Here is a 15,487-nt window from a genome sequence, read left to right as displayed (position 1 = left end):
CCATTCGTATCACTTCATGTCTTTGCTATCTTGTCAATGCGTAAGTCCTATGATAGATGGCCTGAATTAGTCTCGATACTCTAAATACTCATTGCCCAATATTTTTTGTGCAGAGAAAATATAATAGAAATCCATATTGGCTGCTCATTAGCGATGGTGTATCAGAATAAATCTATTTCTTTGTCCTGTGTCAGGGTGCGTATAGCTCGAAGGGGATGGTTTCGCTAGGGCGAAGCCTCTCTGGAGAAACTCGCAAATAAGAAAGCCACTGTTGTCGTTGGTCAGAAGTGAGGTGGGCTAGTGAAGCCATCCCCAATGAGGCGTTGATACTCTAAGAATGACGGGCTTTGCATGAAAAACGCACTAAACGCTCCCAGGACCGCATCTTGAAGACTATAACGAGTCGCGTTACTGGGCTGACGCCCATCCTTCATCGTTCCTATGCACGAGGTCAGCCCTCCTAGCAACCTGTCGAATCCGAGAACACTTGAGATCATGACGACTATCTTGCCAACGGCAAGACCCATTCGAATGAGTTGACTCTACCGGATAGTGTCACTATTTAAACGACTCGATTGCGACAGTATACATTCTCTGTCCTTAAGTTGGAATTTGGAATTGCTGATCAGACACGATACCTCTTTACTATGCCCAGTCAACCAGCCTCTATTCTATTGAGATGCCATACATGGTCCTAAAATCTTGTTCTATTTCAAAGCATCAAAAGATTTTGATATACGCTCATCTTAACTCAATTCTTACATATCAAATTGCATATTCAGTCCAACTATAAATCTCCTGTAAAGATGACTTAAATCATCCAAATCTACGTACATTTCCTCATCGGAAAGTAGTAAATGTAACCCTATTATGTCCGTGGGTCTGAAGTCGTTCTGTAGTACGCGAAATTCAGATATCCCTATAGATTTTTCTTAATTCCTTTTCCTCCGGTGAGCCCATTGATTTCAATGGGGCACGGTTTGCTGTGTCAGTGTTATCACTATGTCTAATCTGTTTGCAATCTCTGATTTTAACGTGGAGTCCATTACAGGAGGCGCTGCGATTTGGTCAGAAGATTGGCTAGCCAATCTATTAAATCCATTTGCCAGCATTAGCAGTATTGCTGCTGTTGGCAATGTTGGTCAGTGGTCGGGGCTAGACATCAGTGAATCATTGTTGCTTAGTGAACTAAATGGTGATGGTGCCCTGTTAAGAGAAGCCAGCACATCGTTGTCCTCATTGTCATTGTCTTCTCTTCTGTCGAGAAATAGTCAGGTTTCTTCTCCGGAAATTGATCCAATAACAGGGCAATCCTCTGAATTACAAGACTTTTTTTCATCGGTTCAAGCGTTGTCGGAAGATGGACTTCCCGATCTGGTTGCAACAATTCAATCGGTGGAGCTAAAGGACCATCTCATTCCAGGGGCTAACGGTAAACTAAATGTTACTCTATCCAATCAGGGAGACTCTAAACTTCAAGACAAGGTCACCCTGACCGCCTATGCAGCTTCTATCGATAATCCAGATGCTGCCATTGAGATTGGTCAGACAACGCTGGAAAAACTTACCCTTAAGGAAAATCAGTCTCATGAGCTTTCCCTAAATATACAACTGCCTCAGGATATGGGAGCAGGTGACTATCAAGTGTTTGTGGTGGCCAATGCAAACCATGGACTGTTGGATGCCAATCCTCTTAACAATATTGCAGTAGATGCTGCCTCCAAACAGGTGGTATGGCAGTTTGGCAACATTCCGGGCTATGGATACAACGTTCCGCTACGGGTGCCCGATATCCGAGGTAAGGAAACGCTCTTTAGTCTCAATGGCCCTGGCTATGGTGAGATTATCGGTGGATCCGACTTTAGTGAGATTGTTCTTTATGGGACTGATGCCTCGACCGATTTTTCCATTCATGGCACATTGAATACCCATGTCGGTCAAATTCGCGTTAATGGCAGTCTAAAACGTCTTCGAGCCACGTCCGTGGATCTCTATGGTGGACTGTTAGTGAGCGGTAGTTTGCGGGAAGTCAAGATGGACGACTGGATCGGTCCCCAGACGGTTGAGATTGGCCAGGATGATGCTATTGGCTCTGTACGCCATATTGATTTGGATGAAGTCAGCGATGTCAGTCTGTCGTCTCAAACGCCGTTGGACTTTCTCAAGTTAGATGGCTGGACCGATACGGATGGTCAGACCGATGAGATTGTGGCTCCCTCACTGCGCTACTTACGGGTACGAGGCGATAGCGATGTAGATGTCTCAATAGCCGGACATTTGGGTGAGGCAGAGATATATGGCAATGTCACCGGTACCTGGCAGGCAGCATCAGCGGATAAGCTCAGATTTAGTGACGATGCGGTAGATTGGTTCCTGGATGTGGAGGGAGATCTTAACAAAGTTGACCTCAAAGGAGACCTTTCAGGAACCATTGCCGCTGAGAACATTAACCGCATTCAGATTAAGGGCGATGTTACCGATAGTTCCATTCTAGCCGGGGCTGATTTAGGGCCTGATGGTCGCTTAGGTGGTGGCGATGATACCTTCGAGGCCGGGACGCTTAAGCGTATTGATGTCAATGGGACTGTGAGTCATTCCGCCATTGCTGCCGGATTAGATCCGGTGGATGATGAGACGCTCAATGGCAATGAACGACTGATTGCGGATAGCACCATTGGCCGAGTGGATATTCGCACTCTCAGTGATGACTCTCGCATTGCGGCAACTGAATTTGGGGCTCATCAGCAGGTAAATGGTCAGCACATTAAACCTGCTGATGATGATCGCTATCTGACACCGGAGAAGATACAAACCGATAGTGTGGCTCCTGTCTTAACTCTGACACTGCAAGCAGATACCGGACGAGATCCCGCCGATGGTATTACTCAGACGCCAACGCTGATGGGAACCGTTAGTGATGAGAGTGACCTGGCCCGTGTCACGGTCAGTTTTGGTGAGACCAGTTTGGATATTACGGATCAAGTGCAGCCTGATGGCCGCTTTATTCTGGGTGAAGCATTCCTGGAAACTTTGGTGGGCAGTGCTCTGGTGGATGGCACCTATGAGATTTCTGTGACTGCAGAAGATTCGTTCGGAAACATAGCCGAGCCAGTGCAGGTGAGGATGACCCTTGACCGTACAGCGGCTGAGATACTGTTACTAAGTCCGCTGGTTGATGGCACCCACAGTAATGGAGTTCATCTGCTGGGCAGCACCAGTGAAGCCGGTACCCTTAGCACTACCCTGAATGATGGCACAGCTGTTGAGGTACAGGTGATCGATACCTTGGACCAGGCAATTCAGACAGTCCCTCTAAGTGATGGAGCCCATCAGCTAATGGTGCGCTTTAGCGATGTGGCAGGCAATGTCACTGAGCAGGTAATTGATTTTGAAGTGGACGATACTGCCTTTGTGATTGGGGCACCCGATACCACGGGTTGGACTGCAACAACAGACGATGAGATTTTCTTAGCTGAGGGCAACAGTTTTATCACCCAGGCTCAGGTACCAGTCTCCTTGGGGCAAAGTGAAGGGAGTCGGACGCTGCGCTTTGCAGTGGATGCTGACTTTGACGTTACCGATGAGACAGCGGCCAGTGGCGAGACGCTGGCGGTTTATCTGGTCTCCAACACAGATTCAAGTCAAATACTGCTAGATAATGGTACTCTTGGCACTCCGGTATTCTCGTTAACGGGAGATACCGCTGACTTTACTCCGGGGCTGGTTACTTACGATGGGCAGTTTGTTGAAATTGACCTCACGTCCCTGGCCGTAGAGACTGAGGGCACCTTGGTCTTCCAACTGCTCAACCAGGATGAGGATACGGGCAGTCGGATTCACATCAGCCAGCTGACCAATACGGTGGACCCAGAAGGCGCTGAAGCCCTGCGATTTGAAGAAACGGATACGGTGGTCACGCTAGGCGGTGAGTTGGTCCTGGAGAATCTGTCAGCCAGCACTGCCATTGAACCGATCTTTAGTCAGATTCGTTTTAATGCTGAGACCGGGGAGTATACGGCTAATGTGCAGTTGCGGAATACAGGAGACACCTCCATCAGCCGTCAGGCGGCGGTGGTCTTTGATTCACTGCCCGATGGGGTAAGTCTGGAAACGGTATCAGGCATTGATAGTGCGGGTAATTCCTATGTCAACTTGTACCATGCCATTCGTCCCGGCGGGCTTGCCGCTGGGGAGCTATCAGACGCGGTTGAAATTACTGTTAGCAACCTGGATCAGCTGCAGCTGATCCTGACACCCCAGGTGCTCGTCGGTGGGCCTAACCAGGCTCCGGTGTTTGACCCCATTGCTCCGATTGAGGTAATGCCGGGGCAGCGGATTGAGATTTCCTTAAATGCCGTCGATCCCAATGGCGACCGGGTCACCTATTCGCTACGCACCGACACAGACTTACCCAACGGTCTTCTCGATGGCACCGGCAGCCTTTCCTTTGCGCCCACACCCAACGATATCGGCACCTACAGCTTTACGGTGATTGCAACCGATGGCGCTGAAACGGTTGAGCAGAAGATCACACTCAATGTAGTGCCAGACCCCATCACTACCACCCGCATCAGCGGTCGTGTTTTGGATACTAACGGTGCTCCCCTGGCCAATTTGCCCATTGAGCTGGGCCGACTTCAAACGGTCACTGACAGTGACGGCTACTTTATCCTCACCCTTCCAGACACGAGCTTCCCTACCGATGAGCTAGACATTACGGTGCCGTTTGGGGACCGCGCCTTTGATCCATTCTTTACGGGCACTCAAGTCATTGACCTGCGCCGCACCACCTTTGATGGTACTACCGGTACTGATATCAGCAATCCCCTGCGCCATCCCAACCTGGTCAGTGCCTACATGAATGCCAGTATGGTCTATGGCAATGACACCATTACGGCCAATGCTCTGCGCATGCTAGACGGTACCGGGCAGCTCAAAGTGTCGGACGACAATCTCTTACCCCTTAACAACACCGACTTTTTCCCCGATGGACCATTGCCTAATAGTAACCGTAGCCTAAACGATCCCTCCACACTCTTTGCTACAGGCGATGTACGGGCCAATGAGAATATGGGCCTCACCGCCATGCACACCGTCTTTGTGCGCGAACACAATCGGCTGGCCACGGAAATTCAAACGGCGAATCCTGAATTATCTGGTGATGAGATTTATAACCGGTCCAGAAAGCAGGTGGCGGCTCAGATTCAGTACATTACCTACAGTGAGTATCTACCGCTTTTGATTGGCAGTGACGCCCTGGAGACTTACACCGGCTATGACGAGACGGTGGATCCGGCTATTAGTCATCTGTTCTCAGCGGCGGCCTTCCGCATGGGCCATACCCAGAGTTTTAGTGAGTTTCTGTTGGTGGATGACGATGGGGATGCATTACCCTCAGTCTCTCTAAGAGAAAGTACCTTTAACCCAGAGATTATTCACCAGTACGGCATTGATGCCATTTTGCGCGGTCTCTATACTCAGTCGGCTGAGACCATTGATACCAAGGTGATTGATGAACTGCGTAACACATTGTTTGGACCACCGGGAGCAGGCGGTATTGACCTAGCGGCTGTGGATATTGAACGGGGTCGGGATGTGGGACTACCGGACTACAACCAGGCTCGTGTGGATATGGGACTGGCTCCGGTCACCAGCTTTGCGGAGATTACGAGCGATACAGCGGTACAAGCAGTGTTGGAGCAGCTCTATGGAACTGTCGATGACATTGATGTCATTGTCGGCGGGCTAGCGGAAGATCATGAGCCGGGGGCCATGGTGGGTGAATTGTTCCAGACGGTCATTGCGGACCAGTTTATGCGACTACGGGATGGGGACCGATTCTGGTATGAGAATGGGCAGTTTACTCAGGTAGAACTGGACGACATTCAAGGGACGACGCTGGCCAGTTTGATTCAGCGCAATACGGATATTACGACGTTGCCAGACTATGTCTTCTCCAACCAGGGCGCACCCGCCGCTCCAAGTTCTGCAGGGACGGTGGCGAGTGAAACTGTGACTGAGTATGGAGCCATTGATGGGAGTAATCATGGTCAGCCGGATCAGGGGACGCCGGGAGACCTGATGGGTGTCAACTATACCCAGGAGTATGGGGATGGTATTCGCTCAGTAGCCGGGGCAAATCGACCTAATACCCGTGATATCAGCAATACGCTCTTTGCCCAAACAGACTCGATCCCCGATGCCCAGGGCGCGACGGGCTTTATGCTGGCCTGGAGTCAGTTTATGGGGCATGATCTCTCCTTTAGTCCGGCTGGGGCAGCGGATACCCTCAAGTTTTATGGCACTGAGTATGAGAGTCTGACAGGAGAAGAGTTTCCCTATGTTGCAGAGAAGATTGACCTGGTGCTGGGGCACAGTCTCTATGCAGGGGTAAACAATGTCATTGAGCGGCCGATTTACTTGCCTGCGCTGGATATTGTTAGCAATGAACAGATCACAGATTCTCAGGGTAATATCACGGTTACCAATGACAGTCTGGGGGCTGAAGTCTTTGTAGCGGCTGATTCTCTCAGTGACCGACAAGGTAACCCCTTTGACGGACAGCTCACCATTTCTGAGGTGCCACCTGAACTCACGCCCGCTGCCTTACCAGAAGGGCTTTCCCCTGATTTAGTAGTCACCATTCAGCCAGGAGAAATGGCGTTTGATACACCTGCCCAATTGACCTTGCCTAATACTGAGGGCTGGGCACCGGGTATGGAAATGGACTTGTGGTCCATTAATCCCACCACGGGTGAGTTTGAGATTGTGGGTAAAGGTCAGGTTACGGATGATGGTCAATCTATTGAGACTATTGAAGGGGGCATTCGCAATAGCTCCTGGCACTTTTTCAGTTTACCGCCCTGGCAATGGCTTCTAGAGTTGTTAGATTCCCAGTGTGTTGCCTGTGAAGTGAAGCAAGATCAGGTTAGCGAGCCTAACAGCAAATTTAATTCTGACGTTGCCTTCTATACGGGAGGCCTAACAGAGACCCATGCACTCACCACCTATCAATCTCTCGGACAGGACCGTGGAGTACAACTGGTCTATGATTCTCTACGGGCCGATGCTAGGCCTATCATTCACATGGGCTTTGGCGAGGTCAATGCCGGTGTGTTAGCGCCCGGCTCTGAAGATAGATTACGACTTGCTGCTGAGGTAAGTCTGATGGTCGATGGTGTGCAGCGCCAACTACCAGGCACGTCGGGAACTGATGTGCTAGGGGCTGAGGGCAAACATTTTTGGAAACTACCAGATGAAGCAAGTCCTATTAATGCTGGTCTTCAGGCGGACTTAAGAGGGATTGAATCGGGTGTGTATGCACTTGATGTCCGTGCTGGCATCCAACTACTGATTGATCGGCAAGTGAGTGGTGAATCGGTTCAGCGATTAATTGGAACTACCTCTCAAGCAACGGGTAGTCCTCGACGAGTAGTCCATGTCAATACATTGAATAGTGTTTTTGGCAGTGGTTGGGGCATTGCGGGAGTCCAAGAGATTAGAGAAGGAGATGATGGGTCTCTGTTATTAATTGATGGCGATGGCAGCGAGCTGTTGTTTGATGTCCCAGAGACGACAGGTGCTCCCTATGATGCACCATTAGGTGATTTCTCCACACTAGAGCGATTAGCTGATGGTACTTTTCGACGAACAACTAAAGATAAAGCTGTCTATCAGTTTGATGACAATAATCGGCTGGTTTTAATAACAGACCGCAATGGTAATGAAACGCAGCATGATTACAATGAGTTAGGACAGCTGACGGCCATCATTGACCCAGCGGGACTTGCGATCACCTTTACTTACAACACTCAGGGCACTGTCAGTCGCATTACCGATCCAGCTAACCGCGTGACAGAGTTAGTGTATGACAATGCTGGAAATCTGTTGAGAATTATTGAGCCTGATGCCTCGCAGCGAACATTTGAGTATGATGCTGACCACCATATGATGGGTGAGGTGGATAAGCGTGGCCACCAAGAACGCGCCCATTACGATGAGTTTGGACGAGTCACCTATGTAGACCGAAAAGATGGATCGACTGTTGAGTTACAGGCATTACAGACTCAGAATTTACACCGCCCTGATCTAACCGCAAATCTGGAGGATGCCCCCACCGCATTTAGCAGACAACGTCCAGCCGCGACCTATGTTGATGGCAATGGTAATGTGACCCAAACCCAGTTGGATAGTGCTGGGCAATGGGTCAATGGAACCGATGCCGCAGGTCCCTTAGCTCAGGTGGTTCGCAACGAACGCAATCTGGTTGCCCAAACGACTAATAACAGAGGACTTGTTACCACCTATGAGTACGATACTCAAGGTAATCTCATCCAGTTTCAAGATCATGTTGCTGCTAGTGGCGAAACCCAGTCCGATAGTGCTCTGATCTTTGATGGTGTCGATGATGCTGTCTCGTTTGGTAAATCACTCGGAAACGTTGGTTATGGGGACTTTACCGTTGAACTCTGGATGAATACAGAGTCTTCTGATGCTGGTGTTCTTATGAGTAAAAAGCCTTTCTGCGGTCATCCAAATGATGGAGCTTGGTCAATGGGGGTCAACAGTGATGGCACTTTCTATATCGAGACGTTACCAGGTTCCGAGTTTTGGATAACCCCCAAGCGACAGTGGCTAAACAGTCAATCTATTATTAACGATGGTCAATGGCATCATGTGGCTATGCGTCGAGAAGATAAACAGCTCGCACTCTTTGTGGATGGGTTGTTAGAAGCAACAGCCTACAACGATAGCCTACCCAGATTTAGTAACGATGCCGAATTGTTGATCGGAGATGGGCCGTGTACAGAGACGTCCCATGACTCTCGTGAAGACTATCAGGGGATGATTGACGATGTACGAATTTGGACAATTGCCCGTGCTGATGAAGTAATTCGAGCGAATAGGTATAATACCGTTGATAGCGATGACCCTGGACTATTAGCTTATTGGAAATTTGACGAGGGTGAGGGCAATCGAGTCAGTGACCTCACAATGTTTGACTACGATGGAACATTTATCGATGCTCCCACTTGGGCCAGCACTGGATCTCCTGTGGGTCGTACTGAAGAAATTGTCTTCTTTGATAACTTTGAAGAGGAGCCTCAGCCAGAATGGGCGAATACCACCGTTAATACTCAGTATTTAGAAACATTCTCTGCGTTTTCAGGTAACTTTGGCAATCAAACACAGACACTCACATTAGAGACAACTCTAGGAGAAACCTATAACCTTGAGTTTGATTTATATGCGCTGGATTTGTGGGATGGTGATACGACCGGCATCAGAACCGATGAGATCTCGGTTGAACCTGATTATCTAACGATTGCCATTGATGAGACTGAAGTCTTTAGAGAAACCATTGGGTATAACTCAGGGCAGTTATTCCAGTCCTTTAGACCTGATGATGAGAGAGGGCACTTTGGCGGACTTCAAGCTTTCGAGGATTCTATCTACCGAGATGTTTCGATATCCTTCACAGCAACGGAGACAATGACAACCATTCAGTTTACAGGTGAAGGGTTAGAGGAGTTAGACAATGAATCGTGGGGACTTGATAATGTCAGTGTGACTCGGTCGTTTATTGCAGGTCCAGGAACCCAGCGCACCTTTACCTATGATGATGGCTTTGGTCAGCTGACCAGTATGGTTGATGAGCTGGGCCGACAGACTCGCTTTGAGATTGATCCGACGACGGGTGATCGCCTTTCAGCCACCCGTGTTGTTGGTGAGATTGATTCTCTTGCTAATGGTGAAACTGACGATGTAACAACAACCTATACCTACACCCAACAAGGGCTACTGGATACCCTTACCGATGCCCTGGGATGGACGACAGATTATGACTATGATGCCTTGGGCCGTTTGACTCAGACCACCTTTGCGGTGGGAACAACCGATGAGGCTAGCCAGCAGTTTGAATATGATGCAGCGGGGAATCTGACAGCGTTTATTGATGAAAATGGTAATCGCATTGAGTATGTCTACGATACGCTCAATCGCATTGTTCAGGTAACTGGGGCGGACCCGGATGGGGCTGGTTCTTTAGCAGCACCGGTTACGAGTTTCATCTATGATGCGGCAGGTAATCTGAGCAGTACGACCGATGCCTTGGGGAACCTGACGCAATATGCCTATGATGAACGAGACCGGTTGATCCAACTCACCGATGCTGATGGCAATGCTACCCAGTATGCCTATGACCATGCAGGTAATCTGGTGAGTACGTTGGATGCGCGGGGTGAGGAAACTCAGTTTGAGTATGACAGCCGGAATCGACGCACAGCAGTGATTGATGCAGCGGGCTATAAGACTCGTTTCCGATACGACCTGGATAACAATCTCACCGCAGTGATTGACCCGCTCAATAATCGCACGGTCTATGCCTATGATGCACGGAACCGACTGGTGAGAGAGGTGGATACGTTGGGTAATGCGACTACCTATGCCTATGATGTCGCTAACAATCTGCTTGAGCTAACGGATCGACGAGGCTATGCCACGAACTATGGCTATGATGCTCTGAATCGGCTGACCCAAGTGAGCGATGCTTTGGGTAGCACCACTACTTACGGTTATGACAAGCTGGGGAATCTGCTCAGTTCCACGAATGAGCGACAACATACTACGGCCTATAAGTACGATGCCCGCAATCGCTTAACCCAAGTGACCAATGTCCTGGGTGGCACCATGGGCTATACCTATGATGCGGTGGGAAATCAGCTCAGCGAAACTGATGAGCTAGGCCGCACTACCACCTACACCTACGATGGTCTCAACCGTCTGACCCAGGTTAGCGATCCGCTAAGTCACAGTACTACCTTTGGCTATGATGCGATGGGCAATCTGGCCCACTTGACCGATGCCTTGGGACGGGTGACCACTTACGGCTATGACGAGTTGAACCGCCAGGTGAGTCGGGTGAATGCGCTGGGAGGTACTAGCACCACCACTTACGATGCGGTGGGGAATGTGATTGCTACTACCGATGAGCTGGGGCGCATGACGACCTATGGCTACGATGAGCGCAACTTGCTGAGCCAGGTAGCTGACCCACTGGGCCATGTCATTACGCGAGTCTATGATGCGGTGGGTAATCTGACGGCCCTGACCGATGCCCTGGGCAATGCCACCACCTATGGTTATGACGGTCTCTATCGCCGCACGAGCGGAACCGATGCGATCGGGGCACAGACGCGGATGAGTTATGATGAGGAAGGCAATCTGTTGAGCCTGACGGATGCATCGGAGAATGTTACTACTTATGAGTACGATGCACTCAATCGCTTGATCAATGAGATTATTACGGTGGATGGCACCGACCTGAACCGCACCTATGGCTATGATGCGGCTAGTAATCTTATTCGTCAGGTGGACCGCAATGGACGAGAGACCATGTTTGCTTACGATACACTGAACCGACAAACCCAGGAACAGTGGCTCGATGACAACAACAATCTGCTGCGATCCATTGACTACAACTACGATGCGACCAGTCAGCTCATCGCTGTTAGCGATCCTGATTCTATCTATGGCTATAGCTATGATGCGGCGGGGCGGCTAATGAGCGTGACCAATGACGGAACGCCAGATGTGCCTGACGTTACTCTGACCTATGGCTATGATGCCGTCAATAATCTGACCTTGGTAGAAGATGCTATCAATGGGGATCAAGCTGGCATAGAAGCCTTTACCTACGATGCCCTTGACCGGGTGACTCGTATTACTCAGAGCGGCAATGGCGTGGCGGATAAGCGGGTGGACATGGCCTACGATGCCGCGAGTCAGATAACGGGACTTAGCCGTTACAGTAATTTGGTAGGCGCTCAATCTGTTGCTGAGACGGGGTACGATTATGATGCAGCAGGTCGTCGCACCAATCTCACCCACCAGCAAGATAACAGTATCATTGCTGAGTATGACTTGAGCTATGATGCGGCGAATCGGTTAATGCAGTTGGTGACACCAGAGGGCACCAGCGAGTATCACTATAACAGCCGGGATGAACTGACCACCACGGACCATAGCTATCAGGCAGATGAGGCCTATAACTATGATGCTACGGGCAATCGGACCAATTATGTCACGGGTGATCATAACCGCATTCTGGATGATGGCACGTATACCTACGAGTATGACAACGAGGGCAACAGAACCCGTCGCGTAGACAAGGCCACAGGCGATGTGACTGAGTATACCTGGGACCACCGCAATCGCTTAACGGATGTGGTGACCAAGAACAGGGATGGCACCCTTATCAAGGATGTGGATTACGTCTATGACGTGTATGACCGACGCATTGCTAAGGTGCTCGATGCGGATGGCGATGGGGCAGATGCACCCACCGAAGAGCGCTTTGTTTACGATGGTGACCACATTACCTTAGTCTTTGACGGGGAGAGGATTCAAACCCATCGTTACTTGCATGGACCACAGGTAGACCAGGTGCTGGCGGAAGAAACTACCGATGGCGAAACCCGCTGGGCACTGACAGACCACCAGGGCAGTGTGTGGGATGTGATTGATAACCAGGGTACGGTGCTTAATCACATTACCTATGATTCCTTTGGACAGGTTACAAATCAGAGTAATCCTACGGCTTACTTTAGGTTTGGATATACAGGGCGTGAGCTTGATCAGGAGAGTGGTCAGTATTTCTATCGGGCACGCTACTATGATCCTGGAGTAGGACGCTTTATCAGTGAAGATTCGGTTGGGTTTGATGCTGGAGATGCGAATCTCTATCGGTATGTTTTCAATAGTTCTCCGAATTATGTTGATCCTACTGGAAATTATATTGAATCAGGATGGGATCTCCTCTCTCTCGGAGTTGGTGTGGCTTCATTAGGTATGAATTTACGCAAGAGAGACTGGAAAAATGCAGCGATTGATGGGGTAGGGATTACTGCTGATGTGGGGGCATTATTGCTGCCAGTCCCTGGAGGAGTAGGCGCTGTTAGAAATGCAGATAAGGTTGGCCAAGTTGCAACCTTGGTCAATCGGTCTCAATCGTTAAAGCGTGGGACTGATTTTGTTAAGTTTAATCGGTGGGCGAAGAATAGTATTCGTGTTGCCCAATTAACGAATCTGGGAGCCAATATTTATCAGACAGGAGAATCGGGCCTGCGGGCGTATCGAAGTTGGCGAGACAGCTGTAACGGTGAAATCCCCTGGGGAGAACTAATTCAGACTGGTTTGTCTGGATTAGGAGTACTCGGTGCTCGTAATAACCTCAGTCGTTCTTTTCAGCCAGAACCAGTCGTAGCCAATAAGATTGGTACATCAAAACAATTGATAAACTCCTTCGGTGAATTTCGCGACAGATATCATGAAGACTTCAAAAAAATTCCCAATAAGGCAATTATTGCTTGGGAATGGTACCAAGAATCAGCAACAAGTAATAGGACTTCTGTTATTGGACGTCTCAAGGATATAGAGAAAGTTGCCCCTGCGCAGACATTTCATAGGCTCAATATTAAACAAAAGCAGGGCTGGACGCCTGAAGTAAATGATGCGTGGCTTCAAGGTGTAATTGATGCAAGGAGACCATTTCAGCTTGCAAGTCCAATTAAAAAAACAACATTGAAAAATCCACCCGATGATGAGAGTGGATTTAAGTACACAGTTTATAGGAGAGAGTTAAAGCAATTGAAAAAAGCTGGGTATACTATACGCAATGGTTGGGCAATACCAACTAGTACAATGAATCCATAAAACATTAAGAAGCAAGCTATTAATAAATTCCGGGGTATAGATGCTGAAAAGACTTTTCAGGGAACGTTTGTACATCCAAAAGTTGGAGTTTAATTGATTTTGCTGTCTAAGTTAAAAACCAAGTCTAGGTTTAGTCGTAAATAATGAATAGAATTGCGGCAACCTTATGGATCAATCAGTAAGCGATCGCAACTCTGCGATCGCTTACTAAACCGCCAACCCTGAGTCTCATAATCTACCTGCTGGATCCGCACCTATTTCCCTGGCATAATCCCACAGCGTCGATCCTTATCTACCCTAGATCATCACCTGTAGTTCCTGAAGTGAGACTGATGGTACCCGCATTATTAATGCCAGTGTCCCTACTATCGCGAGAATTCTCAGCAGAAAAAATTCAGGTTTATTCAGGTAATGACAAAAACTCTGTTCAGGTTTTTTGGGGTCTGATTTTCATCCCAAACAGTACTTGAAACAAGGGCCAAGGCTTAACCAGGAGCTCGTAGATCAAAACTATGAACAACACTGTGAATACGTTCAATACTAAAAATTCAGGGATGACATATAGACCTAATTTTGTGATATAGGTACCCAGAACGGTACTAATGGGATAGTGCAAAATGTAGATGGGGAGCGACGCCTTACTCAGATAATCTAGACAGGCATTACGTCTCTTCGCCAAGTAACGATGAGACAGAGTCAACACTGTTGCGATTGCTGCCCAAGTATGAACCCCTGTTATAACCGAACAAAGTAAGTATCGAACTAGATTAGACGTATCTTCATAGAATCCCTCTTGATATTCGTTCAATAAAACGAATCGAATTATTGAACTTAAAATGAATAGGGTATACCACAAGTGAGATTTATCCTTGATAGCCTTGCTGAGATTGGGGTCTGCATACATCAAATAGCCGATTACAAAAGCCCATAGGTTATAGGCAAAATGTCCCCAGTCCTGAAAGAGCGTATTGCAATTGAATAGAGGCCATACATACCCTAGCGTGGCCATGATGCCCCCGAAACCGATCATTGGTAGCAAGACAATATGTTGACGGAGGCCAGTTGCTATCGCCATGATTTTTGCTCTATTTATCCGAATTAGGATGGCCAGAGCAGTTATGTTCATGACTAAGAGATAGGCTATAAACCATAGGTGGTCCCATCTAGGTCCCCATCGATAAGCACCACAAGAGCCATTTAAAATCGTCCCAAAATGCATGGGTAAGTGGTTGACTGCGAAATCTGTTAAGCTGCGTTGCCCAGTATGGGTTGGCCAAAAATACTGCTGTACTGGTCCAAGGGTTACCATAAATGCCAGTAAGGGGACCAGTAGCCGCTGTACCCTTTCGGCATAATATTGGCGAATTGAACGCTTTGAGAGGGAGGCTGATGCACTATACCCTGCTAGGAGAAAGAGTAAAGGCATATGCCAAGATGAAACAAAAGCAAGGTGTCCCTTCAATAGCAAAGCAGTCATGCTAGTAGTCGGGACTTGAGAAAAATCTGGGATGAATACCATCAACCAGGTCACATGTAGGGGTATGAGGTTAATGATGATGATGCTTTTGATCCAGTCAAAGTCGTAATGTCGCATTGCCTACATAACCAAGTGCCATCAAGTTAGTAACTATTTTCACCTGCTGTTTCAGGTTAATCTAAGTAAGCTGATGCTTCTGTCAAAATTGGTAACGTTAAAGAAAGTCCATAAATAACAGACTAGATTTTCCCTTCAGTTGGTAGCGTAGATCCTATTAGGTATTCAGATTTACGTAAA

The 15,487-nt window shown here is 48.4% G+C and carries 2 protein-coding genes; one reads left to right on the top strand and one right to left on the bottom strand.

The window, feature by feature from the left end; translation table 11 throughout:
• Window positions 1-1,002 precede the first annotated feature (1,002 nt).
• Window positions 1,003-13,713 carry a peroxidase family protein gene (locus tag IXB50_RS11040; RefSeq protein WP_215609021.1) on the top strand — a complete coding sequence of 4,237 codons (12,711 nt, stop codon included), beginning with the start codon at window positions 1,003-1,005 and terminating at the stop codon, window positions 13,711-13,713.
• A 427-nt stretch (window positions 13,714-14,140) separates the two neighbouring features.
• On the opposite strand, the gene IXB50_RS22785 is transcribed toward IXB50_RS11040, so the two are convergent.
• Window positions 14,141-15,307, bottom strand: a complete 1,167-nt coding sequence (locus IXB50_RS22785) for an acyltransferase family protein (RefSeq protein ID WP_215609020.1) — start codon at window positions 15,305-15,307, stop codon at window positions 14,141-14,143.
• Window positions 15,308-15,487 lie beyond the last annotated feature (180 nt).

It is taken from the genome of Leptothoe spongobia TAU-MAC 1115, assembly GCF_018739885.1.
Lineage (GTDB): Bacteria > Cyanobacteriota > Cyanobacteriia > Phormidesmidales > Phormidesmidaceae > Leptothoe > Leptothoe spongobia.
This window is presented reverse-complemented; position numbering and strand designations above follow the sequence as displayed.